The organism is Promicromonospora alba (assembly GCF_042654905.1).
GTDB lineage: Bacteria > Actinomycetota > Actinomycetes > Actinomycetales > Cellulomonadaceae > Promicromonospora > Promicromonospora alba.
This window is the reverse complement of record NZ_JBHSFI010000007.1, coordinates 149,104-172,387: the sequence shown is the minus strand read 5'-3', so window position 1 is coordinate 172,387 and position 23,284 is coordinate 149,104. Positions and strand designations below refer to the sequence as shown.

Sequence of the window (23,284 nt, the reverse complement as noted above, 5' to 3'; positions counted from 1 at the left end):
CATGACTCTCACTACCGATCACACACGCGCTGTTGCCGACGGCGCCCACACGCACGGCGCCGTCAAGCCCCAGGGCTCACGAGCCGAGCGCCTCACGTCCTTCGACCTGGCGGACATCCCGGTCCCCAACGGCCGCGAGGAGGAGTGGCGCTTCTCCCCGGCGGACCGCCTCCAGCCGCTGTTCCAGGCCGAGCTCGGCGCCTCGGGCGTCACGGTCCAGGTCACGGCGGCCCCCGAGGTCACCGTGGAGACCGTCGGCCGGGACGACGCCCGTCTCGGCACCGCCGGCAAGCCCGGCGACCGCACGGCGGTCACCGCGTGGAACGCCTTCGAGCAGGCCACGATCGTGACGATCCCCAAGGAGGCCGTGGCCTCCGACGTCACCTCCGTGCGCCTCACCGGCGTCTCGAAGGACGCGACGGCGGCCCACGTGCTGGTCCGCGCCGAGCGGCACTCCGAGGCAGTCGTGGTCCTGGACCACGACGGCAGCGGCACGCTCGCCGAGACGGTCGAGATCGTCGTCGAGGACGGTGCGCAGCTCACCGTCGTCAGCGTCCAGGACTGGGCCGACGGCGCCGTGCACGCCTCCTCGCACCGGGCACGCCTGGGCCGCGACGCGAAGCTCAAGCACGTCGTCGTGACGTTCGGCGGCGACGTCGTGCGCGTCACGCCGGACGCCGAGTTCACCGCCCCCGGTGGTGAGGTCGAGATGGTGGGCCTCTACTTCGCGGACACGAACCAGCACCAGGAGCACCGCCTCTTCGTGGACCACGCGGTACCGGACTGCAAGTCCCGCGTGACCTACAAGGGCGCCCTGCAGGGTTCCGGCGCGCACACCGTCTGGGTGGGCGACGTCCTGATCCGGGCAGCTGCCGAGAACACCGACACCTACGAGCTCAACCGCAACCTCGTCCTCTCGGACGGCGCGCGCGCGGACTCGGTGCCGAACCTCGAGATCGAGACCGGCGAGATCGCCGGCGCCGGCCACGCCAGCGCCACCGGCCGGTTCGACGACGAGCAGCTCTTCTACCTCCAGGCTCGCGGCATCCCCGAGACCGAGGCGCGCAAGCTCGTCGTGCGCGGCTTCTTCGCGGAGCTCATCCACGAGATCGGCATCCCGTCGGTCGAGGAGCGCCTGCTCGCCTCCATCGAGGCCGAGCTGGAGAAGTCGATGAGCGTGATCACCGGAGCACCGACCGCATGACCGCGCAGCTGGCCTGTATGACCGACGACCTGGGACCGGAGGAGGCGATGCTCGTGGAGCTCGACGGCGCCGACGGCGCCCCGGTGCCCGTGACCGTCGCCCGTGACGCGGACGGCAACTTCCACGCCATCTCCGACATCTGCTCCCACGGTGCGGTCTCGCTGTCCGACGGCGAGGTGGAGGGCTGCCTGGTCGAGTGCTGGCTGCACGGCTCCCAGTTCGACCTGCGGACCGGTCAGCCGATCCAGCTTCCGGCTGTGCGCCCCGTGCCCGTCTACCCGGTAACCGTCGACGGCGACAAGGTGCTCGTCGACATCGACGCCACCGTGCCCGTTTCCTGAATCTTCTGACTTCGCAAGCAACCCTGGAGTAATCGATATGCCCACCCTCGAGATCCGCGACCTGCACGTCAGCGTCGAGACCAAGGAAGGCCCCAAGCCGATCCTGCACGGTGTCGACCTGACCATCGCCAGCGGTGAGACCCACGCCATCATGGGCCCCAACGGCTCGGGCAAGTCCACCCTCGCCTCCGCGCTCGCCGGCCACCCCAAGTACACGGTCACCTCGGGTACCGCCACGCTCGACGGCGAGGACCTCCTGGCGATGAAGGTCGACGAGCGCGCTCGCGCCGGTCTCTTCCTCGCCATGCAGTACCCGGTCGAGGTCGCCGGAGTGTCGGTCGCGAACTTCCTGCGGACCGCCAAGACCGCCATCTCCGGCGAGGCCCCCGCCCTGCGTACGTGGGGCAAGGAGGTCCGGGGCGCGATGGAGAACCTGCGCATGGACCCGGCCTTCGCCGAGCGTTCCGTGAACGAGGGCTTCTCCGGTGGTGAGAAGAAGCGCCACGAGATCCTGCAGATGGAGCTCTTCAAGCCCCGCTTCGCGGTCCTCGACGAGACCGACTCCGGCCTCGACGTCGACGCGCTGCGCATCGTGTCCGAGGGCGTGAACCGCGCCAAGGAGCAGACCGACATCGGCATCCTGCTCATCACGCACTACACGCGGATCCTGCGCTACATCAAGCCCGACTTCGTGCACGTCTTCGTCGACGGCAAGATCGCCGAGGAGGGCGGCTCCGAGCTGGCCGACCGCCTCGAGGAAGAGGGCTACGACCGGTACCTCGTCAACAACAAGACGGTCTCGGCCTGATCCACCGCTGACGCTCTGCTGATTAGCTGCAAGGGGAAGACCATGACCACCACCGCCACCGTGCGACCGGGCAACCAGGAACCGCAGGCCGCCGCCGTCGCGGGCGCCGGGCCCGTCGAGACGCAGCTCTCGACGACCGAGCTCGCCGCCGTCCGCGCGGACTTCCCGCTGCTCGAGCGCACGGTGCGGGGCGGTCAGACCCTGGTGTACCTGGACTCTGCCGCGACCTCCCAGAAGCCGCAGGTGGTGCTCGACACCGAGGTGGACTTCTACGAGCAGCGCAACGCCGCGGTCCACCGCGGCGCGCACCAGCTCGCCGAGGAGGCCACCGAGGCGTTCGAGCAGGCGAGGGCGGCCGTGGCGGCGTTCGTCGGAGCCTCCGATGGCGAGATCGTCTGGCAGCCGGGTGCGACCGCCGCGATCAACGTGGTGGCCTACGCCTTCTCCAACGCGTCCCTGGGTCGCGGCGGTGAGGCGGCCGAGCGGTTCCGGCTCGCGCCGGGCGACGAGATAGTGGTCACCGAGGCCGAGCACCACGCGAACCTCGTGCCGTGGCAGGAGCTGTGCGCCCGCACGGGCGCCGTCCTGCGCTGGATCCCGGTGGGCGACGACGGCAGGCTCGACCTGTCGAACCTCGACGCGGTCGTCACCGAGCGGACCAAGGTGCTGGCCTTCGGGCACGTGTCGAACGTGACCGGGGCGGTCGCGCCGGTCGCCACGCTCGTCGCGGCGGCGCAGCGGGTCGGCGCCCTCACGGTGCTCGACGCCTGCCAGTCCGTGCCGAACATGCCGGTGGACTTCCACGAGCTCGGCGTCGACTTCGCCGCGTTCAGCGGGCACAAGATGCTCGGCCCGACCGGCGTCGGCGCACTGTATGGGCGGCGCGAGCTGCTCGAGGCCATGCCGCCCACCGTCACCGGCGGGTCCATGGTCGAGGTCGTGACCATGGAGAGCACCACGTACGCGCCGCCCCCGCAGCGCTTCGAGGCGGGCACCCAGATGGTCGCCCAGGCGGTCGGCATGGGGTGCGCGGCGCAGTACCTCGACGAGCTCGGCATGGCGGGCGTCGCCCGGCACGAGACCGAGCTGGCCGCCGAGATGCTGAAGATCGCCGACATCCCGGGCGTCCGGGTCATCGGGCCGCTCGATACGGCCGATCGTCTGGCTGTCGTCTCGTTCGTGGTCGACGGCGTGCACGCGCACGACGTCGGACAGGTGCTGGACGACAAGGGCATCGCCGTCCGCGTGGGGCACCACTGCGCGCAGCCGCTGCACCGCCGGTTCGGGGTCGCGGCGACGGCCCGCGCGTCGGCGTCGGTCTACACGACCGTCGAAGAGGTAGTGGCGTTCCGGGAAGCGTTGGCGGGGGTCCGCGCGTTCTTCGGAGCAGAATGAGAACTTCAGCACCGAGAGAGGCAGCGTCGTGAGCACGCTCGAGCAGATGTACCAGCAGGTGATCCTGGACCACGCGAAGCGTCCGGTGGGCCACGGCCTCGTCGACTTCACGGCGGGCCACGGACACCTCGCGGGGGAGTCGCACCAGGTGAACCCCACGTGCGGCGACGAGGTGATCCTCCGGGTCGACGTCACGCCCGAGGGCACGGTGGCAGGCGTCTCCTGGGAGGGGCAGGGATGCTCCATCTCCCAGGCGTCGGTGTCGGTCATGACGTCGCTGGTCAAGGATGCGCCCCTGGCCGAGGTGGCCCGGCTCGACGCCCTGTTCCACGACCTGATGTCGTCCCGCGGCAAGGGCCTGGACGACGACGCCGCGGAGGACGCCCTCGGGGACGCGACGGCGTTCACCGGTGTGTCGCAGTACCCCGCGCGAATCAAGTGCGCGCTGCTCGGCTGGGCGGCGCTCAAGGACTCGCTGGCGCGCAGTGGCGCGCTGGCAACGAGCTGAGGAGAGACCGATGACTGAGGCGAGTACCGAGGTCGGGCAGGAAGCCCCGGCCGCTCCCGCTGAGGGAGTGGGCCCGTCGCCCACCACTGCGGTGGACGTCGAGGAAGCGATGCGCGACGTGATCGACCCCGAGCTGGGGATCAACGTCGTCGACCTGGGCCTGGTGTACGGCATCCAGGTGGACCAGAACAACCACACGACCATCGACATGACGCTCACGTCGGCGGCCTGCCCGCTGACGGACGTGATCGAGGACCAGACCGCGCAGGCGCTCGAGGGCATCGTCGACGGGTTCCGAGTGAACTGGGTCTGGATGCCGCCGTGGGGTCCGGAGAAGATCACGGACGACGGCAAGGAGCAGCTGCGGATGTTGGGCTTCAACGTCTGAGGATCGAGGAGGTCGGGCGGCAGTTCCCTGAACTCGGGAAGTGCCGTCTGACCTGCTGATTCTCTTTCGGTCCGGTGGGACGGAAGTGGACAGGGATGGCCCCGTGAGGCCACCTGAAGTCCCACGGGTTCCGGGATGAGTCCGCAGGTGGCGGGCGATCCTCGGGGTGTGTGGGGTGTGACACGCAGCAGACCTTCCCGTCGCATCTTCGGTCTCCTGGAGGAGCGCACGAGCGCGGTGACCGGCAAGGTCGAACACGACGACGAGGTGCCGGCCCACGGCCACCTGAGTGCCTCGGATCGCTCGGACGTGCCGGGCGGGCACGCGCCCTCGTTCCCGGGACTCCGACTCTGCCCGGCGCGGGCCGGTCTCGCGAGGTCGTGGACCGAGGAAGCAGCCGTGCAAACCAGCACAGATGCGACTCGGAGCATGCCATGTCACCGTGTTTTGACTGCCATACCCGTACTGAGGAGGACAGCGTGAACCGCACCCCCATCGCGAGCCGGCAGCACGTCCCCGTCGCCCGCCGTCTGGCTTCCCTTGCCCTTGCCACCGGCCTCACCCTTGGCCTGGGTGGCACGCTCGCCGCGTGCTCGGACCAGGACATCGATGACACCGCCGACCAGATCAAGGACGTCTCGGGCGAGGCGCGGGGCGTCGTCGACCAGGCGAGGCAGTCGATCGACGACGCTTACGCGACGTTCGAGAACCTCGATGCCGAGGCGAGGGCCGAGGCCGAGGAGGCAGTGGCCGAGGCCGACCAGGCGATCGACGACGCGCAGGCCGCATTGGAGCAGGCCGAGCAGGACGCGTCCGCGGAAGGCCAGCAGGCCGTTGCCGACGCGGAGCAGCAGGTGGACCAGGCCACGGCGCAGCTCGAGCAGGCCGAGGAGGCGGTGAGCGGTGATGCCGCAGCCGCCCTGGACAGCATCGGAGAGAACCTCTCGGTGCTCGGCGCCGACCTGCGCGACGCCCAGGACTGACCCCTTCTGTCTAGGCGGTTGGCTGGCTTGAGCGGTCGCCTAGGGTGGCGTCACCGTGACCCGGACTGGGGCTTGTCGTTGGGCGAGGTCGTAGTTGTCGGTGACGAGGTCCTCGATCGCAACACATACATCATATGTGTTACTACGCTCGCCGCGAGTCGGGCTGTCCAGCCGTCGAGTGGAGAGCAATGGCGCGGACGCTGAGTCACGACCGCGTGCTGCGGGCCTGTGCAGGACGCTCGGCTGGGAAACTCCAGCCGAGCGCCAAGTTGCGTTTCTCGCCATACGTCAGTGACCGTGTTGCGGCGGGGTGTTCGCTGGTGGCATTCCGATGGTCGGGGGACCGGCGGTCAGCGTCCCATCCACCCACCGTCGACAGCGAGTACCTGCCCGTGCACGTAGCCGGCGGCGGCCGAGGCGAGAAACACCACGACGTTCCCGATGTCCGCCGGTGTGCCCCATCGTCCGGCGGGGATCCGGACCGAGAGCTGCTCGAGCCGCACCGGGTCCGCGAGCAGGGCCTCGTTCATCTCGGTGGCCATGTAGCCCGGTGCCACCGCGTTGACGCGCACCCCTTGCCCGGCCCACTCGTTGGCCAGGGCCTTGGTCAGCTGCGCCACCGCACCCTTCGACGCGGCGTAGGCGGGGACGTTCAGGCCGCCCTGGAAGCTGAGCAGCGAGGCGAGGTTGACGATCGCGCCGTCCCCGCGTTCCAGCATCGGGCGTCCGAACCGCTGCGCGAGCTGGAACACCGCGCGCAGGTTGACGTCGAGCACCCGGTCGAACGCGTCGAGCGGGAACTCGGCTGCGGGAAACCGGTCCTGCACGCCGGCGTTGTTGACCAGCACGTCGACCTGGTGGCGGGCCAGCACGTCGTCGGCCGCCTCGTCGACGGCCTCGCGGTCGGCCAGGTCGACGGACACCAGCTCGATCGTGCGTCCCAGCGCGTCGGCCGTCTCCGCCAGCTCCTGCGGCAGGTCGCGGCGGGCCAGCACGACGACATCCGCCCCGGCCTCCAGGAGCGCGGTGGTGATGCCCGCGCCGAGGCCGCGTCCGCCGCCTGTCACGACGGCGGTCCTCCCTGCCAACGAGAACGGTGCCGCGCCGCTCATCGTGCACCGCCCGAACGCACCAGCACCTTGAGGTTGTCCTGTCCTGCCGCTGCGGACTCGAACGCCGCGGCCACATCCTCCAGTGCGAACTCGGCGACGGGGAGCCGCTCGAGCCCGAGCTCTCCGGACGCGACCAGGCGCACCGCCTGTGCGACGTCCTCGTGGGTGTACACGCGCACCCCCACGAGCGTCTGCTCCTTGAAGCAGATCGCCTGCAGGTCGACGGGGGCGGGCTGCTTGTGCACGCCCACGATCACGATGCTGCCCAGCACGCGGGACACGCCGGGCAGCTGAGCGGCCACCGCAGGGTGCCCCGCGGTGTCGAACGTGACGTCGGCGCCCTCGCCGGCAGTCAGGGAGGCGAGGTGGGCGGCGGCGTCCACGCCGTCCGGCACCACGTCGAGGCCCAGCCCGGCGATGACCTCCCGCCGCCAGGTGCGCGGCTCGCCGACGACCACGCGCCCGGCGCCGGCGTGCGCTGCGACGAGCGCGGTCAGCACCCCGATCGGGCCGCCGCCGAGCACCGCTACCGTGTCACCCGTCCGCAGGCCCGAGCGGGCGACGGCGTGCACCGCCACGGCCAGCGGCTCGACCAGCGCGGCCAGCCGCGCCGGCACGCCGACCGGGACGACGTGCAGCACCGAGGCCGGCAGCGCCACGTACCCGGCCAGGGAGCCGGGTGCGTCGATGCCGTACAGCTTGAGGTCGCGGCACACGTGCGTGCTGCCCGAGCGGCACGCCAGGCAGTGTCCGCAGGAGATGAGGGGCTCGGCCACCACCCGCTCGCCGACGGCGAGCCCCGTGGTCCCGCCGTCGGCGACCACGCCCACGATCTCGTGTCCTGGCACGATCCCTGCCTGCGCGCGCGGGTGGCTGCCGTGCAGGATCGACAGGTCGGTGCCGCAGATGCCCGTGTACTCGACCTCGACCAGCGCCCACCCGGCGGGCACCTCGGGTACGGGGACCTGCTCGACCGTGATCGTGTCCGGTCCCTGCCATACCGCTGCCTGCATAGTCGTCGTCATCGGGTCTCCTCCGTCACCACGTTCCGGGGCACCCGCCCAGCGATCGCCTCTACCGCGTTCTCGACGGTGCGGCGCTTGAGCTCGGTGTAGGACTCCTCCGTGTACCAGGCCAGGTGGGGCGTGAGCGTCACGTTCTCGAGCCGGGTCAGCGGATGCCCCACCGGCACGGGCTCCTCCTCGTGGACGTCGATCCCGGCCGCCCGCAGGCGGCCCTCGCCCAGTGCGGCGACGAGGGCGTCGGTGTCGACGACGCCGCCACGGCTGGTGTTGACCAGGACCGCCGTGGGCTTCATCAGAGCCAGCTCCCGGCGCCCGACCAGGTGGTGGGTCGCCACCGTCAACGGGGTGTGCAGCGACACGACGTCGGCCCGGCGCAGCACCTCGTCGAGAGGCGCCACGGGCACACCGTGCAGCTCGCCGTCGGCGTCGGGCGCGAGCACGTCGAACCCGAGCACCTCATATCCCAGCCCGCGTGCCTTGAGTGCCGTCGCGTGCCCGATGCGGCCCACGCCGACGACACCGAACACCGATCCGCGGACCTGGCCCACCGGCCGCACCGCCTGAAGGTCGAACCGCCCCGCCCGGACCCCGCGGTCCAGCCGGGCGACGCCCCGCGATGCGGTCAGCGCCAGCGTGATCGCGTGGTCGGAGACGGCCTCCGTGCCGTAGTCGGGCACGTTGCACACGGTGACGCCCCGTGCGGCGGCCGCAGCGACATCGACCGAGTCGACTCCCACCCCGTACCGGGAGACCACCTGGAGCCCCGGCAGGGCGTCCAGCACCGCAGCGCTGATCTCGGCGTACTGCACCACCAGGCCGGCGGCACCGGCGGCCGCGGCGACGAGCTCCTCAGCCGTGCGCGCCTGCGCCAGCCGCAGCTCCACCCCGGCCTGCCGTGCGACGGCGATCTCCGCGTCGAAGGTGTCGTGGTCGCACTCGGTGATCAGCACCACCGGCGCGCCCGGTGTCCCCGGCACGAGCACCTCCACGCCTGCCGGCGTCTGCGGCCGTGCGCTCGTGCGCGACACGGAGCCGGCTCCAGGCAGGGGGTGATCCGCGTTCTCGACGCGGGGATGTTCAGTTCTGGGCACTGGTGCCTCCTGGGCGGTCGGGGTGGCGCAGCGGTGCGCTACATCCGAAGGGTAACGGGACTTGGAGGAAACGTCACATGTATGATCTACTTCAACGAGGCGCCGCCAGTGCGGTGCTGAGTGTTTCTCCGAGGAAGAAGGAACAGAGCCATGACTACACCGCACACTCGCGCGCGGTCGACGAGGATCCCCTCGAGGTCGGTCGCGCTGGCCACGGTGCTCGGCGCATCGATGCTCGCCCTCGCTGCCTGCACACCGGGTGCTTCGACGGCCGAGGAGCCGGACTCGAAGTACGGGTTCCCGATCGTCGAGCAGGAGGCCGACGCCCCCATCACCGTCTGGGTCGACGCCTCACGGCAGCCGGCCGCTGACGCCTTCAAGAAGGCCTATCCCGAGATCCCGATCACGGTGGAGACCTACGACGGCGGGGCTGACGGCTCGGGCTCGTTCCAGACCAAGGTCCAGGCCTTCAACCAGGCCGGGAGCGGTTGGCCCGACGTCGTGTTCTCGACGCAGAACAACGACGCGGCCTGGGCCAGCCAGGGGGACGAGCCCTTTGCCGCGCCGCTCAACAAGGGCTACTTCGAGCAGTCGTTCCTGGACGGGTTCACCGAGGGAGCCCTCGCGCCGCTCACCGTGGACGACACCGTCTACGGCCTGCGCAACGACCTCGCACCGACCGTCACGTGGTACGACCAGAGCCTCATGGACGAGTTCGGCTACACGGTGCCCACGACGTGGGAGGAGTACCAGGAGCTGGGTGAGAAGGTCGCGGACGAGCACCCCGGGTACATCATCGGTGGTGTCGGTGACGCGTTCGCCGAGGAGATCTACTTCTGGGGCGCGAAGGCTCCGGTGAACACCGTGGTGGACGCCAACACCCTCAGCTCCGACACGTCCGACCCGTACGCGCAGGACATGGCGGCGATCATCGACGACCTGCTCGATGCGGGCGTCCTCGCGCAGGAGAACGTCTTCAGCCCGGAGTTCGTGCAGAAGTACACCGGCAAGGTCCTGATGCTCCCCGGACCCGTCTGGTACTCGGGCGCGCTCTTCAGCAACCCGGACTCCCTCAATGCCAAGCCTGGAACGATCGCCGCGGGGCTGCCTCTCGCGTGGGAGGGTGAGGACGCGGTCGCCGGCAACGTCGGCGGCGGGACGTGGTTCATCTCGCAGCACTCCGCGAACCTGGAGGCCGCCAAGAAGTTCCTCGAGTTCGTCACGAGCGACGAGCGCTACCAGGTGGACATGGCGTCCGGGCTGCCGGCGTACCAGGCCGCGGGCGACAAGTGGCTCGCCAAGCAGGCCGAGGCTGGCTTCTTCGCCGGCGACTTCGCGGAGAACGTCTCGACCGCGTCGACCCAGGTCTGGGACGGCTGGGGCTACCCGCGATTCAGCCAGGAGGCGGTCTGGGCCAAGACGGTCACGCCGAAGCTGGCGGCCGGTGAGAGCCTCGTCGACCTTCTGCCGGAGTGGGAGAAGGCCATCGAGAACGAGGCCCAGGTGAACGGGTACGCGATCAAGTGACCACGTCATCAGCTCAGCAGTCGCTGACCGACGCTGCCGCCGGCTCCCCACGCGAGAGCCAGCGGCGGCGCCCGGCGAGCAACCGGCGCACCGTCACTGGACGGTGGTCGCGGGTCAGCTACTTCTTCGTCTTCGGCTACACCCTGCTCGCGCTCGCGTTCGGAGTGCTGCCCACGCTGTACGCCGTGTTCATCGCGTTCCTGGACGGTGACGGGCGGTTCGCCGGGATCGCGAACTTCACGCGGGTGGTGGGCGACTTCAGGTTCTGGCCCGCAGTCCTTCACGTGGGCGCCTTCCTGCTGGTCTGGCTGGTCGCCCTGCTGGTGCTCGTCACGCTCCTGGCGCTGCTGGTCCACGGCATCGGGCGGCGCTGGCTGAGCTCAAGCATCCGGTTCGTCTACTACATCCCGGGGGCGCTGGCCGGAGCGTCGTCGGTGGTGCTGTGGTTGTTCGTGCTCAACCCCTCCGTGAGCCCGGTATCGGCCGTGCTGCGCGCCTTCGGGTTCGAGACGTTCGTCCAGACGGTCTCGCCGGGCAACCTGCCGGTCGTCTTCGCGATCATCGCGTTCTGGACAGGGGCCGGCGGTTGGATCGTCGTCATGTACGGCGCGCTCAACAGCATCCCGAACGAGGTGCTGGAGGCCGCGCGCATGGACGGGGCAGGTGTGGTGCGCACCGCACTGCACATCCAGCTGCCGATGCTGCGCAAGTGGATCTCCTACATGGCCGTCATGTCCCTGGCGGGTGGTGCGCAGCTGTTCGTGGAGCCGCGGGTGCTCTCCCAGGCCAGCCACGCGGTCGTGCCCTCGGACTGGTCGCTGAACCAGCTCACCTACCTGTACGCGTTCAAGCAGCAAGATCTCAACGGCTCGTCAGCCATCGCCGTCATCCTGCTCGTGGTGTCGCTCGGCCTGAGCACGTTCTTCGTCATCCGAGGAGGCCTCTTTGAGCGCGATTAGCACAGGCACGCGACCCCGCCACGATCTCAGTCCGAGGGACTGGCTCGGACGCGCGTTCGCCGTCGTCGTCACGGTCTTCTTCCTCCTCTTCTTCGTCGTGCCCATGGTGTGGCTGCTGATCGCCTCCGGGAAGTCGCCGCACGACCTGATCACCACAGGGCCGTTCGTGCCGGGAACCCTCGGGGACCTCGCCGCCAACTGGAACGCGCTGGTCCACTTCCAGGACGGCATCATCCTGCGCTGGCTCGGGAACTCCGCGTACTACTCGCTGGCCGCCCTCGCGATCACCCTGGTGACGACGATCCCGGCCGGCTACGCCCTCGCCCTCGGTGACTTCCGCGGACGGAAGGTGCTCCTGACGACGACCCTGGTCGTGATGCTGATCCCGAACACCGCGCTGGTGCTCCCGATCTTCCTCGAGCTCTCTGCCGTCAACCTGATCGGGACTCCTCTCGCCGCGATCCTGCCCTTCTCGTTCTATCCGTTCGGGGTGTACCTGACGTACATCTACTTCTCCACGAGCGTCCCTCGCGACCTGCTCGACGCCGCGCGGATCGACGGCTGCGGGGAGGTCGCCGTGTTCCGCAGGATCGCGATGCCGCTGGCGCTCCCGGTGATCGCGCTGGTGGGGTTCTTCAGCTTCGTGGCCAACTGGAACAACTTCTTCCTGCCGTTCCTGACGGTGCCCGGACCGGCGGCACCCATCCAGGTCGGCCTCACCGAGATGCTCAGCAACGTGCCGGCCTTCAACCCGACGTCGGCCGGGATGAGCACGATCGAGCTGCCGGTGCTGGCGGTGGCGACCCTGGTCTCGGTCACCCCGGTGCTGCTGATCTTCCTGTTCTCCCAGCGGTTCCTCGTCGCGGGCCTGACGGCCGGCGGGACAAAGGAGTAGGTGTTGGCACCTGGCACGAGACAGACCCTGGACGCCCACCTCCACGTGTGGGAGCGCGCGAAGCACCCGCAGCCCTGGATCGACCCCGAGACGATGGCAGGCATCGACAAGGACTTCCCGCCGGCGTCGGCGGTGGACGAGCTGGGCCGCAACGGTGTCGGTGGCTGCATCGTGGTCCAGGCCGTCAACGAGATCGAGGAGACGGCCGACCTCCTTGCCGACGTCCGTGAGCTGGGCGCCGTCGCCGGCGTGGTCGGTTGGGTCGACCTCACCGGTGACGTGCCCGCGCAGGTTGCCACGCTCCGGGCGGGGCCCGGGGGCGACAAGCTCGTCGGGATCCGGCACGTCACGTTCGAGGAGGACGACGAGCGTTGGCTCTCACGCGACGACGTCGGGCGCGGGCTCGAGGCGCTGGCTCCGCTCGGGCTCACGTTCGACATCCTCGTGGGACACCGTCAGCTGGCGCAGGCCGCCGACGTCGTGCGCGACCATCCGCGGACGACGTTCGTCCTGGACCACTTGGGGAAGGTGCCGCTGCGGAGCACGGAGCTCGTCGACTGGGCCCACGACCTCGCCCTGGTCGCGGAGCGGCCGAACGTCGTCGCCAAGGTGTCAGGACTGGTGACGGAGGACGATCCCGGCCGATGGACCGCAGCACGACTGCGCCCGGTCATCGACCACGCGCTGCGCACGTTCGGTCCCGGCCGCCTGCTGTTCGGCTCGGACTGGCCGCTCGCGGAGCTCGAAGGGGGCTACGGGGCGTGGCTGCAGGCCTACCTGGACCTCACCGACCACCTCTCGGCGACCGACAAGGCGGCCATCGACGGGCAGAACACCGCCCGGATCTACGGGATCTCGCGATGACCCCCCTGCCATCGCGCCCGATCGGGGCCACGGGGCTGCGGCTGACCGAGCTCGGGTTCGGGGCCGCGACGCTCGGCAACCTCGGCCGCGCCATGACGGACGAGGACGCGACGGCGACGGTCGACCGTGCGTGGGAGCGCGGCATCCGGTACTTCGACACGGCGCCGCACTACGGTCTCGGGCTGTCGGAACGCCGGCTGGGAGCGGCGCTGAAGGGTCGTCCCCGTGCGGAGTTCGTCGTCTCGACGAAGGTGGGGCGGCGGCTCGAGCCGAACCCCAGCCCGACCCCCCTGGACGACGACGGCTTCCTCGTCCCCGGCGACGTGCACCGCGTGTGGGACTTCAGCCGCGACGGCGTGCGGCGGTCGATCGACGCCTCCCTGGAGCGTCTCGGGCTGGACCACATCGACATCGCCTACGCCCACGACCCGGACCAGCACGCGCCGGAGTCGGGCCGCCAGGCCCTCGAGGCCCTCGCCGATCTGCGTGCGGAGGGAGTCGTGCGCGCTGTCGGCGTGGGGACCAACGCTCCGCACAAGGTGCCGGGGCTGTTCACGCCCGGGCTCGCCGACGTCGTGATGGTGGCGGGGCGGTACACGCTCCTCGAGCAGAGCGGGCTGCAGTCGGCGCTCGAGCCCGCTCAGGCGGGGGGCATCGCCGTGGTCGTCGCCGCCGTGTTCAACTCGGGTCTGCTCAGCAGGCCCTGGCCCCCCGACGACGCCAGGTACGAGTACGGGCCGGCGCCGGCGGACATGCTCGCACGCGCGCGCCGGCTCGCCGAGGTGTGCGAACGGCACGGGACGACGTTGCCCGCCGCCGCCGTCGAGCTGCCGCTGCTGCACCCCGCCGTCGCGGCGGTGGCGCTCGGTGCGCGCGACGCCGCACAGCTCGACGTGAACCTCGACAGGCACGACAAGGGTGTGCCGGCCGAGCTCTGGTCGGAGCTGACGGAGTCGGGCCTGCTGGACCCCGGAGCCGTAGAACTTCGCTGATGAGGCGCTGAGGAAGGCGCCTGGCGGGGATGACGAAGGCCCCCGGATGCCGGATGGTGCGAGGCGCACCACCCGGCATCCGGGGGCCTTGTCGGCTCACTTGCCGGCTCAGCGACCCTCGGACGACAGACGGCCCGTGGCTTCCTCCGCGACGAGCCGCAGACCGGCGCGTGCCGGGCGGACGTGCGGCCCGGCCGCCCGGGACCATCCCGCACGGCCATGCGCCTCGGTGATGGCGTGCTCGTCGATCGAGAGGCCGTTGCCCGGCTCGTCGCCGAGGACGACGCCGCCGTCGGCCACCTGGTGGTCGGTGTGCAGGCCCACGGGGTCGGTCAGGCTCTGCACCTCGAGTGCCAGATGGTTGGGGACGGCAGCGGCCGCGTGCCACACCGGGCTGGCGAGCGAGCCGACGGGGCTGACGGGCAGGTCGTGCGCATGGGCGACGAACGCGACGCGGAGGAAGTGCGTCACGCCCCACATGCTGCCCACCTGCACGATGTCGACCGCGCCGGCGTCCAGCAGGGGCCGCAGCTGCTCGAGGCCCGTCAGGTTCTCACCGGTCGCGACGGCCGCGCGGACCGAGCGCGTCAGCATCGCCATCCCTTCGGCGTCCCAGCGGCGCAGCGGCTCCTCGACCCACGTCAGGTCGAACTCGCGCTCCAGCTCGCTGATGTGACGGACGGCCTGCTTGCGGCTCCACGACTCGTTCGCGTCGAGCATGAGCGCCGGTCGCGACGCGTTCTGCCGGAAGAGGTCCCGGGCCAGGCGGAGCCGCGCGGCGTCCCGGTCGAGGTCGAGGCCGCCCTTGAGCTTGACGCTGGTGAAGCCCCGGTCGACCCAGCCCTGGAGCAGCGCCCCGAGGTCCTCATCCGGCACGGCGACCTCGAGGGCCGAGGCGTAGGCGGGGACGAAGCGGTCGGCGGCACCGAGCGTGCGCCAGAGCGGCTCCTCGGCCATCTTGGCCTTCAGGTCCCACAGCGCCATGTCGAACGCCCCGACGCCGCCGAAGGTGGCGCCCGCGTGCCCGCTCTTGAAGACGTGCGCCAGCATGCGGTCGTGGAGGGTAGAGGTCGCCCGCGGGTCCTGGCCCTCGAGTGCAGGGAAGAGGCGGTCCAGGTCCGCGTGCGATCCCACGCCGACACCCTCCAGCCCACCATCGGTCTCGATCACGACCAGGGGGACCTCGGTGATCCCGTCGTCGATGAAACCGTTGACGTCCCCCACCGGGCGCCCCCAGTCCTGGACAGTCGTGAGCGTGCGGAAGCCAGTGATCTTCATAGTTGCTGTCCTTCGGCGCGGGCCCGTCATCGGGTGGCGGCGCCCCCATGGCGCCCTAAACAGCATACATCACACGTCTGCTGGCTAGCGTCTCTTCGTTATAGTTCACGCATGACGGAACGCGATGGCGCTGACGACCAGATGACCGGAGCGCTCTCGCTGCCCCTGCGCGCGCCGGCCAAGCGGCTGGGGGTCGTGGTGGTCGAGGCGCTCGTGGACCTGATCGTGTCCGGCGAGCTGGAGCCCGGGGACACCCTCCCGCCTGAGCAGCCGCTCGGACAGCAGTTCGGCGTCAGCCGGACCGTCCTGCGCGAGTCGATCAAGAAGCTCGAGGAAAAAGGCCTGGTGACCGTGAGCCAGGGACGTGGCACGGTCGTCCAGCCCACCAGGTCCTGGAGCATGCTCGACCGTGTGGTGCTCGAGGCGCTGATCGCCCACGATCGTTCGCTGGGGGTCCTCGACGAGATCACGGTGGTCAGGGCGCAGCTGGAGTCGGCGATGGCGCGGGAGACGGCGGCTACACGCTCGCACGCCGAGCTGGAGGCGCTGCGCGCCACCCTGGAGGAGATGCGGGCGTCCCTCGACGACGTCCCGCGCTTCCTGGCGGCCGACGTCGCCTTCCACGAGACCGTGATGGCGATGTCTCACAACCGTCTGGCGGAGAGCATCGCGCGGTCGCTGTTCGAGCGGGCGCGGGAGAGCAGCCGGTACTCCGTCGACGTGCCCGCCACCTTCCACGAGCGGACCCTTCGGGAGCACGAACAGGTTTTTGCCGCCATCGAGGCCGGGTCGGCCGACGAGGCGGCTTCGACCATGCTCGGGCACATCGTGGACGCCTGGACGCGCCGGCGGCCGGCCGACCATCGAGGGACGAAGGCCGCCAAGTAGGCCCCACGTAGGCCCGCTCCACTACCGCTGCACCACCGCAGACTTCCGTTTGCGACGACCCTTGCGCATACGTCATACGTATGATTCCGTAAGACCCGGGGCAAAGCAGCCCTGCTCAACATCACGGAAGCGAACAGCCATGACATTGATGTCACACGCGCGAGAAGTCTCTGTTCGAAGGAAGGGCCGGTGGCGGGCGGCTGCCGGATGTGCCAGCGCGGCAGCCCTGCTCCTGAGCGGTCTGGGCACGTCGATCGCCCAGGCGGCACCCCGCAGAAGGACACGGTCTACTACGCGTCACCCGACGGTCGCGACCACGGGCAGTGCCAGGAGCAGCACCCGTGCTCGCTGGAGCACGTGCAGGGCGTCGTGCGACACGCGGCCGCCAAGGGGAAGGGTGATGTCACCGTCGTGCTCGCCGACGGCACCTACCGCATCGACCGCCCGCTGGAGTTCCGTGCGCAGGACGGCGGCCGGAACGGGTACACCGTGCGCTGGACGGCTGCTGAGGGTGCGCACCCCGAGATCTCGGGCTCGACCCAGCTCTCGGGCTGGCAGACGTACGACGATGCCGCGAACATCTACGTCGCGGACACGCCGTCAGGTTTCGAGACCCGGCAGCTCTACGTCGACGGCGTCGCCGCGCCGCGGGCCGCGACCAGCCTTGCGCTGACCGACCTGACGCTCACCCCGACGGGGATGACGATCAACAACCCTGACCTCGCCTACCTGGCGGACCTGCCAGACCAGGACCGGATCGAGTTCGAGTCGCTCGGCGACTTCACCGACCGCTACTCCCCGGTGCAGAGCATCGAGGGCAGCACGATCACGATGGCCCAGCCCGCCTGGGACAACAACACGTGGGGCTGGGACACGGTGCAGTACTCGCTGCTCGCCGAGTCGAAGTGGTTCCTGGCGAACTCGCTCAGCTTCCTGGACCAGGCGGGGGAGTGGTACATCGACCCCGACGCGGGGAAGCTCTACTACAAGCCCGCGGACGGCGTGAACCCGCAGGACCTCGACATCGAGCTCCCGCGGGTGGAGACCCTCATCAGCGTCGGCGGCACCTATGACGTCCCCGTCTCCAACCTGGAGTTCAGCGGTCTCACCTTCACCGGGACCTCCTGGCTCGGCCCCTCCTCGAATGAGGGTTACGTCAGCCAGCAGAACGGGGGCTACCTCAAGGGCGAGTACGACTACCGCCCCGCCGACTCCTTCACCAGCTGCAGCCGCGGCTGCGAGGCGTACGAGCGGACGCGCAACACCTGGTTCCAGGAGCCTTCCGCCGTGCAGGTGTCCGCCGCCGACCACATCACGTTCGAGCGGAACACCTTCCGCAACCTCGGGTCGTCGGGCCTCGGCATCGGCAACGACGACAACGCGACGCTCACCGGCATCGGGCTCGGCGCCAGCAACATCGACGTGAACGGCAACGTGTTCACCCATGTCGGTGGCCACGCCCTGTTCGTGGGCGGGCTCCGGGCGGACGCGCATCACCCCAGCGACCCCCGGATGACGAACCAGGACATCCGCATCGCGAACAACACCATCAGCCACGTCGCTGTGGAGTACCAGGACAACTCCGGCATCCTCAGCACCTACGTGACCAGGGCGCAGATCGTCCACAACGAGGTCGCGAACCTCCCCTACGCGATCGACACCGGTTTCGGCTGGGGGATCAACGACGCCGGCGGCTCCCAGGAGTACGTCCGCCGCGGGTACTACAAGCACAACCCGCTCTACCAGACGCCGACGACGCTCAAGGACAACCTGATCGCGGGCAACCTCGTGCGCGACATCAAGCCCGACTTCGCCGACTCCGGCAACATCTACAACCTCTCGGCGAGCCCGGGGACGGTGATCGAGGACAACTACATGTACAACGTCTCCGGCGTCGGCATCTATCTGGACGAGGGCAGCCGCTACATCCTCTCGCGGCACAACGTCCTGAGCGGTTCGAACCCGTGGGTGTTCACCAACGCGTACAGCGCCGGCAACGGCACGAACGACAACACGCTGCAGGAGAACTGGTACAACTCCGGCGGTGCCCAGATTCCGAACGCCGAGGAGCGCAACAACCGGCTGATCGACAACGTGCGGGTCAGCGGGAACAACTGGCCCAGCGCTGCGTGGGAGGTCATCTGCGCGGCGGGCGTCGCCCCCGAGTACCGCACGGAGCTCAACGCCAACCTCGGCGGTGTCGACCCGCGGTGCGAGACAGCCGCCGCGACCGAGACCCCGTAGCGCAGCTGCCGGCACGGCCGGCACTGCCGGCGAGGCGCCCCCGCGCCGTTCCTGGCGCGGGGGCGCCTCGCCCGTCCTACCTACCCCTCCAGATGAGGACCTCGTTGCCTTGACAGACATAAACGACCGTGTGCTCTTCGGTGCCGCGTACTACCACGAGTACCAACCTTCTCCCCGGCTCGACCGGGACCTCGACCTCATGCAGGAAGCCGGGTTCACCGTGATCCGGGTTGGCGAGTCCACGTGGGCCACCTGGGAGCCAGAGGACGGGGTGTTCGACCTCGACTGGCTGCAGCCGGTCCTGGACGGCGCGCACTCGCGAGGGATCGCCGTCGTGCTGGGTACGCCCACCTACGCCGTGCCGCCGTGGTTGGCGCGCAAGTATCCCGAGATCGCCGGAGAGCGACGCACCGGAGAGCGCATCGGTTGGGGTGCCCGTCAAGAGATGGACCTGACGCACGCCGCCTACCGCTTCCACGCTGAGCGCGTGATCCGAGCGGTCGTCGGGCGCTACCACGACCATCCCGCAGTGGTCGGGTTCCAGGTGGACAACGAACCCGGTCTTGAGCTGCTGCACAACGAGGGTGTGTTCCAGGCCTTCGTCGACGACCTGCGCCGCACCTACGGCGACGTGGCGACCCTGAATCGGGAGTGGGGACTCGTCTACTGGTCGCATCGGCTCACTACGTGGGCGGATCTCTGGCGACCGGACAACAACGCCCAACCGCAGTACGACCTCGCCTGGCGGAAGTTCCAGGCCCGGCTGGTCACCGAGTTCATCGGCTGGCAGGCCGGGATCGTCCGGGAGATCGTCGGCGCCGAGAAGTTCGTGACCACCTGCATCGCCTACGACAGGCCAGGAGTGCAGGACCCGGAGCTGACGGCAGCGCTGGACGTGACCGCGGGCAATCCCTACTACGCGATGCAGGACGGTCTCGCTCTCCCGGCCGCAGAACAGCTCCCGCTGGGCTGGACCACGAGCGGGACCTGGGCGATATTCCACAGCGCGGACCGGATGTACTCCTCGAAGCAGGCTCGGTTCCTGGTCACCGAGACGAATGCCGGGGCTATCGGCGGCCCGGCCATGAACGCGCCCGCATTCGACGGCCAGTGGCGACAGGCCGCCTGGGCGATGATCGTCCGGGGCGCACGAATGATCGAGTACTGGCACTGGCACACACTGCACTTCGGTACCGAGACGTACTGGGTCGGAATCCTCCCGCACGATCAGCGGCCCGGACGGGTCTACGAACAGCTGGCCGCGCTGGGTGCAGAGATCAAGTCCGCCGAGGATCACCTGAGCGGACTCGTCCCGGACGCCACCGTGGGGTTGCTGTGGTCCAACGAGTCGATGTGGGGCCTCGCGGGTCAGCCGGCGCTCGCCCGCGACGACGGCTCCGCCGACCCCGGCAGCTACCAGCGGATAGTGCACGCCTTCTACCGGGGAGCGTTCGAGGCCGGTGCGCCGGTGCGAATCGTCCACGACGTCCAACTGGTCGAACAGGGCGACGGTACGCGGCTGCGCGAACCGGCCGAGGTCGCCGCCGAGCTGCCCGTCCTGCTGGTGCCGGCGCTCTACCTTGCCGGCGACGCGCTGCTCGACTGGTTGCGCGACTACGCCGAGGCGGGCGGACACCTGGTGCTCGGACCGCGCACCGGATATGCGGACACCGAGGCCCGAGCGCGCACGGAGGTCAAGCCGGCGCGGCTCGCCGCCACCGCCGGCGTCAACTACCAGGAGTTCGCCAACCTGGCGACACCGGTGCGCGTGACGGGTCTCGACGGCGTACTGGAGCTGCCCGATGCCGCCGCTGGCGCAGCATGGGTCGACTACTTGCGGGTCTCGGACGACTCGGTCCAGATTCTCGCCCGATATCAGCACCCCGCGTTCGGCCCGTACCCGGCGATCACCACCGCTGAGGCGGGACTGGGGCGCGTCACCGTCGTCGGCACCGTGCCCAACGCCGAACTGGCGGCTGCGTTGGTGTCCTGGGCGGTGCCAGCTGACAGGGACGAGTGGAGCTCTCTGACGACCGGTTCGGTCACGGCGACCTCAGCGACGACAGCCGCAGGCCGCCGGCTGCGAGTCGTGCACAACTGGTCGTGGGAGGCCTGCTCGGTGCGGCTGCCGACCGACGTCACGGACCTCCTCTCCACCGAGCCGTTGGAGGCCGACGCGCTGGTGGAGCTGGGGCCGTGGGACGTCCGCGTCCTTCTGGAGTAGGAGCGAGGGCGCTGCACCAGCATGCTGGAAGAACCAGCTGCTGAGCCGCTTGCCGGTCGACCGCACCGCTCCTTCTCCCGACCCCGCTGACACTCCCTCGACGGCCCGGCGCATAGCCTGGGTCGCCGGGGGAGTGCGTCGCACACACCTGTCGCGCTACTCGAGCTCGGTCGGGATCCGCAATACATAGGTGTCCCTGCCTCGGGGTGGTACCAGAAGGTTCTCGGCCTGATTCACGAGCGGTCCTGGTCGCTGAGTCACGAGCATGGTGCCGAACCTGACGGAGCGCTGGACAGGGGGACGCGCACGACCCGGCCCCCGCCGCCTACACATGATCGAGGTAAGCCCTCTCAGTGGCGGCTCAGCCTGGCCATGGCGTCGTAGAGCTGTTGGTTGGTGAGCGGTGGCTCGTCGAGCGTGTTCTCGTCGCATGGCAGGTTCCGGCACGCGTGGGGGAGTACCGCGACTCGGCCAGCGCCTGCCAGGCGCGCGTCAGCCGGGTGTCAGAGGAAGAGCGGAACGATGTAGATGATCTCGACTGCTTCGTAGGTCGCGGCGACGGCGAGGAGGCCGATGACCAGAGGATAGAGACGCAGGGTGTCCTTGAAATCCTCCACCACAGAGATGTCCCGTCGCAATCTCGAAGAGCCGTAGGTATGTGGGCGGACGAAGCCTGGAGGCCAGGGCAGTCGTAGGGGTCCATGGTCGGTCGCATGTCGCGATCTCGAATCGGGCAGCCGGTGTCGTCCCAATACCACCGCTATCGTGAACGAGTGCACGGCGGCCGTCGTGCGTATCAGCGAGGAGTCCTACCAAGGACGCTCGCCGTGTCGGTCGTCCTCGGCCGGCGACTTCGAAGCCCCTGCCGGTCCCAAGTCCCGGGGAAGTCCCAGCCGCCTGTGGTTGGCGATGAAAGCCCAGGTCAGGATCGGTATGCACAGTTCAACGTCTGACGTGCGACCAGGCTGAAGCGGGCCGTTCGTAGCAGCGCCGGGCAGTAGGCACGACCGCGCCGAGAGCGACCGGTTCTCGTGCCCTACCTGGGCGACCCGCTCACGGCTCCCGGGCGAACCGCACCGGTTGGACGCTCTCGGCGCTGTGTCGCGCGGCCCAGTTCTCCAGGGAGGTGCGGCAGGCATGATCGAGATGATGTAGGCCGGACAGGTCGACCTCGACAGGCCGGTCCTGAGGCAGGGCTTCCAGCTGGTCGAGCAGCTTCGGGAGGCGCAGGAACGTCGCGCTGCCGCTGAGACGCGCGACGATCGGGTCGCAGCCGTTGTCGATCACGTCCAGGTGCACGCGGGAGGTGTCCCAGGCGGTCTTGACGACCGAGAGGGCCAGTCCGACCAGCACCCCTTCGAACATGCCCACCGAGACGATCGCGAGCGCGGTCGCCACGAGGACGAGCGCCTCGCCCCGGTGCGTACGCCACAGCCGACGGATCTCCGCCAGCGGGATCAGCTTGAACCCGGCGTGCACCAGCACCCCGGCCAGCGCCGCGACGGGGATGAGGCCGAGTGCTGCGGGCACCAGGGCGGCGAAGAGCAGCAGCCAGGCTCCGTGCATGATCCGGGACGCCTTGGTTCGCGCACCGGCGTGGACGTTGGCGGCGCTGCGGACGATGACCGCAGTGAGCGGCAGGGCACCGAGCACACCGCACACGGCGTTGCCCGCTCCCTGCGCCATGAGCTCCTGGTTGTACCGCGTCCGTGGCCCGTCGTGCAGGCGGTCGACGGCGGCCGCGCTGAACAGGCTCTCGGCCGAGGCGATCAGCGCGAAGGCGAGGACCGTGCCGATGACGCCGAGCTCGGCGAGCCGGCTGAAGTCGCTGAGCCCGGGTGGCTGGATCGAGTCCAGCAGCCCGTGCACCTCGACCTTGTCCACCGACGGCCCGAGCAGTGCGCCGGCGATGACCGCCAGCCCGACCGCCGCCAGGGGCGCGGGTACGATCCGCAACCGTTGCGGCATCTTCTTCCACAGGACGAGCACGACGATCGTGCCCAGCCCGAGCGCGAACGACGTCAGCGCGGTGCCGGAGCCCCAGGTGTCGACGAGCATGCCGGGTAGCCCCGCGATCTTCGCGAGGCTCTGGCTGGGCGCGCTGAGTCCCGCCATGGAGTAGAGCTGTCCGGCGATCAGCACCAGCCCGATCCCCGCGAGCATGCCCTCGACGACCGAGACCGAGATCGCCCGGAACAGGCGGCCCAGACGGAGCGCACCCATCAGGAGCTGGAGCAACCCGGTGGCGAGCACCAGGACCCCCAGCACCGAGATGCCGAACTGCTGCACCGCCTGGTAGACCAGCACCGTCAGGCCGGCAGCCGGGCCGCTGACCTGCAGGCTGCTGCCCGGGAGGAACCCGGTGACGAGGCCGCCGACGATCCCGGTGATCAGGCCCAGCTCGGCCGGTACGCCGGAGGCGACCGCCACCCCCACGCACAGCGGGACGGCGACCAGGAAGACCACGAACGAAGCGGTCAGGTCGGCCAGGAACGTTCCGCGCCTCGACGACTGGGCGGCTGCGAAAGAACGGGCGTGGTCGAGAAGATGCTGCATCA

20 protein-coding genes are annotated in these 23,284 nt (G+C 69.8%); 15 read left to right on the top strand and 5 right to left on the bottom strand.

Annotated features, from left to right (window positions below):
• The first annotated feature begins 1 nt into the window (after position 1).
• From sufD to ACFO6V_RS22330, 7 genes are all read left to right on the top strand, one after another.
• Positions 2-1,204 carry a Fe-S cluster assembly protein SufD gene (gene sufD / locus ACFO6V_RS22360; RefSeq protein WP_377139606.1) on the top strand — a complete coding sequence of 401 codons (1,203 nt, stop codon included), beginning with the start codon at positions 2-4 and terminating at the stop codon, positions 1,202-1,204.
• On the top strand, positions 1,201-1,545 hold the full coding sequence (locus ACFO6V_RS22355; RefSeq protein WP_357446543.1) for a non-heme iron oxygenase ferredoxin subunit: 345 nt from the start codon (positions 1,201-1,203) through the stop codon (positions 1,543-1,545). The genes sufD and ACFO6V_RS22355 overlap by 4 nt, the downstream gene beginning before the upstream one ends.
• Before the next feature lie 37 nt (positions 1,546-1,582).
• The gene (gene sufC / locus ACFO6V_RS22350) at positions 1,583-2,353 is read left to right on the top strand and encodes a Fe-S cluster assembly ATPase SufC (protein WP_377139602.1); all 771 of its coding nucleotides are present in this window, start codon (positions 1,583-1,585) and stop codon (positions 2,351-2,353) included.
• Between the two features lie 42 nt (positions 2,354-2,395).
• Positions 2,396-3,748, top strand: coding sequence for a cysteine desulfurase (locus ACFO6V_RS22345; RefSeq protein ID WP_377139599.1), 1,353 nt, complete (start codon positions 2,396-2,398; stop codon positions 3,746-3,748).
• 28 nt (positions 3,749-3,776) lie between these two features.
• Positions 3,777-4,256, top strand: a complete 480-nt coding sequence (gene sufU, locus ACFO6V_RS22340) for a Fe-S cluster assembly sulfur transfer protein SufU (protein WP_377139597.1) — start codon at positions 3,777-3,779, stop codon at positions 4,254-4,256.
• A 10-nt stretch (positions 4,257-4,266) separates the two neighbouring features.
• Positions 4,267-4,644 carry a metal-sulfur cluster assembly factor gene (locus ACFO6V_RS22335; protein WP_275007227.1) on the top strand — a complete coding sequence of 126 codons (378 nt, stop codon included), beginning with the start codon at positions 4,267-4,269 and terminating at the stop codon, positions 4,642-4,644.
• A 479-nt stretch (positions 4,645-5,123) separates the two neighbouring features.
• The gene (locus ACFO6V_RS22330) at positions 5,124-5,627 is read left to right on the top strand and encodes a hypothetical protein (protein ID WP_377139594.1); all 504 of its coding nucleotides are present in this window, start codon (positions 5,124-5,126) and stop codon (positions 5,625-5,627) included.
• 350 nt (positions 5,628-5,977) lie between these two features.
• Here the strand turns inward: ACFO6V_RS22330 and ACFO6V_RS22325 are convergent, their stop codons facing one another.
• Genes ACFO6V_RS22325 through ACFO6V_RS22315 form a run of 3 tightly spaced genes read right to left on the bottom strand, consistent with a single transcriptional unit; the run spans position 5,978 to position 8,855 of the window.
• A complete protein-coding gene (locus ACFO6V_RS22325; protein WP_377139591.1) occupies positions 5,978-6,739 on the bottom strand; it encodes a glucose 1-dehydrogenase in 762 nt (253 codons plus the stop codon).
• Complete coding sequence (locus ACFO6V_RS22320) at positions 6,736-7,764, bottom strand: zinc-dependent alcohol dehydrogenase (RefSeq protein ID WP_377139588.1); 1,029 nt, start codon at positions 7,762-7,764, stop codon at positions 6,736-6,738. Before ACFO6V_RS22320 ends, ACFO6V_RS22325 begins: the two co-directional genes overlap by 4 nt.
• Positions 7,761-8,855 carry a C-terminal binding protein gene (locus tag ACFO6V_RS22315; RefSeq protein ID WP_377139586.1) on the bottom strand — a complete coding sequence of 365 codons (1,095 nt, stop codon included), beginning with the start codon at positions 8,853-8,855 and terminating at the stop codon, positions 7,761-7,763. Before ACFO6V_RS22315 ends, ACFO6V_RS22320 begins: the two co-directional genes overlap by 4 nt.
• Before the next feature lie 150 nt (positions 8,856-9,005).
• Between ACFO6V_RS22315 and ACFO6V_RS22310 the strand changes: the two genes are divergently transcribed.
• The 5 genes from ACFO6V_RS22310 to ACFO6V_RS22290 are packed head-to-tail and all read left to right on the top strand — an operon-like array spanning position 9,006 to position 14,092.
• A complete protein-coding gene (locus ACFO6V_RS22310; protein ID WP_377139583.1) occupies positions 9,006-10,382 on the top strand; it encodes an ABC transporter substrate-binding protein in 1,377 nt (458 codons plus the stop codon).
• Positions 10,379-11,341: a carbohydrate ABC transporter permease gene (locus ACFO6V_RS22305; protein WP_377139581.1), complete on the top strand. Its 963-nt coding sequence runs from the start codon at positions 10,379-10,381 to the stop codon at positions 11,339-11,341. The genes ACFO6V_RS22310 and ACFO6V_RS22305 overlap by 4 nt, the downstream gene beginning before the upstream one ends.
• Positions 11,328-12,236, top strand: coding sequence for a carbohydrate ABC transporter permease (locus tag ACFO6V_RS22300; RefSeq protein ID WP_377139578.1), 909 nt, complete (start codon positions 11,328-11,330; stop codon positions 12,234-12,236). The genes ACFO6V_RS22305 and ACFO6V_RS22300 overlap by 14 nt, the downstream gene beginning before the upstream one ends.
• Positions 12,237-12,239: 3 nt before the next feature.
• Positions 12,240-13,100, top strand: a complete 861-nt coding sequence (locus tag ACFO6V_RS22295; RefSeq protein ID WP_377139575.1) for an amidohydrolase family protein — start codon at positions 12,240-12,242, stop codon at positions 13,098-13,100.
• Positions 13,097-14,092 (top strand): aldo/keto reductase, encoded by a 996-nt coding sequence (locus tag ACFO6V_RS22290; RefSeq protein WP_377139572.1) that lies wholly within the window; start codon positions 13,097-13,099, stop codon positions 14,090-14,092. The genes ACFO6V_RS22295 and ACFO6V_RS22290 overlap by 4 nt, the downstream gene beginning before the upstream one ends.
• A gap of 108 nt (positions 14,093-14,200) precedes the next feature.
• Here the strand turns inward: ACFO6V_RS22290 and ACFO6V_RS22285 are convergent, their stop codons facing one another.
• The gene (locus ACFO6V_RS22285) at positions 14,201-15,370 is read right to left on the bottom strand and encodes a mandelate racemase/muconate lactonizing enzyme family protein (RefSeq protein ID WP_377139569.1); all 1,170 of its coding nucleotides are present in this window, start codon (positions 15,368-15,370) and stop codon (positions 14,201-14,203) included.
• Between the two features lie 111 nt (positions 15,371-15,481).
• Between ACFO6V_RS22285 and ACFO6V_RS22280 the strand changes: the two genes are divergently transcribed.
• From ACFO6V_RS22280 to ACFO6V_RS22270, 3 genes are all read left to right on the top strand, one after another.
• Positions 15,482-16,258, top strand: a complete 777-nt coding sequence (locus ACFO6V_RS22280) for a FadR/GntR family transcriptional regulator (protein ID WP_377139566.1) — start codon at positions 15,482-15,484, stop codon at positions 16,256-16,258.
• A gap of 189 nt (positions 16,259-16,447) precedes the next feature.
• Positions 16,448-18,502, top strand: a complete 2,055-nt coding sequence (locus ACFO6V_RS22275) for a right-handed parallel beta-helix repeat-containing protein (protein ID WP_377139563.1) — start codon at positions 16,448-16,450, stop codon at positions 18,500-18,502.
• Positions 18,503-18,611: 109 nt separating this feature from the next.
• Positions 18,612-20,726: a beta-galactosidase gene (locus tag ACFO6V_RS22270; protein ID WP_377139560.1), complete on the top strand. Its 2,115-nt coding sequence runs from the start codon at positions 18,612-18,614 to the stop codon at positions 20,724-20,726.
• 1,053 nt (positions 20,727-21,779) lie between these two features.
• On the opposite strand, the gene ACFO6V_RS22265 is transcribed toward ACFO6V_RS22270, so the two are convergent.
• Positions 21,780-23,282: a SulP family inorganic anion transporter gene (locus tag ACFO6V_RS22265; RefSeq protein ID WP_377139558.1), complete on the bottom strand. Its 1,503-nt coding sequence runs from the start codon at positions 23,280-23,282 to the stop codon at positions 21,780-21,782.
• Between the last annotated feature and the right edge of the window lie 2 nt (positions 23,283-23,284).

Coding starts and splice junctions, on each gene's coding strand:
- sufD (WP_377139606.1), top strand. CDS start 2: ATGACTCTCACTACCGATCACACACGCGCTGTTGCCGACGGCGCCCAC.
- ACFO6V_RS22355 (WP_357446543.1), top strand. CDS start 1,201: ATGACCGCGCAGCTGGCCTGTATGACCGACGACCTGGGACCGGAGGAG.
- sufC (WP_377139602.1), top strand. CDS start 1,583: ATGCCCACCCTCGAGATCCGCGACCTGCACGTCAGCGTCGAGACCAAG.
- ACFO6V_RS22345 (WP_377139599.1), top strand. CDS start 2,396: ATGACCACCACCGCCACCGTGCGACCGGGCAACCAGGAACCGCAGGCC.
- ACFO6V_RS22335 (WP_275007227.1), top strand. CDS start 4,267: ATGACTGAGGCGAGTACCGAGGTCGGGCAGGAAGCCCCGGCCGCTCCC.
- ACFO6V_RS22325 (WP_377139591.1), bottom strand. CDS start 6,739: ATGAGCGGCGCGGCACCGTTCTCGTTGGCAGGGAGGACCGCCGTCGTG.
- ACFO6V_RS22320 (WP_377139588.1), bottom strand. CDS start 7,764: ATGACGACGACTATGCAGGCAGCGGTATGGCAGGGACCGGACACGATC.
- ACFO6V_RS22310 (WP_377139583.1), top strand. CDS start 9,006: ATGACTACACCGCACACTCGCGCGCGGTCGACGAGGATCCCCTCGAGG.
- ACFO6V_RS22290 (WP_377139572.1), top strand. CDS start 13,097: ATGACCCCCCTGCCATCGCGCCCGATCGGGGCCACGGGGCTGCGGCTG.
- ACFO6V_RS22285 (WP_377139569.1), bottom strand. CDS start 15,370: ATGAAGATCACTGGCTTCCGCACGCTCACGACTGTCCAGGACTGGGGG.
- ACFO6V_RS22280 (WP_377139566.1), top strand. CDS start 15,482: ATGACGGAACGCGATGGCGCTGACGACCAGATGACCGGAGCGCTCTCG.
- ACFO6V_RS22265 (WP_377139558.1), bottom strand. CDS start 23,282: ATGCAGCATCTTCTCGACCACGCCCGTTCTTTCGCAGCCGCCCAGTCG.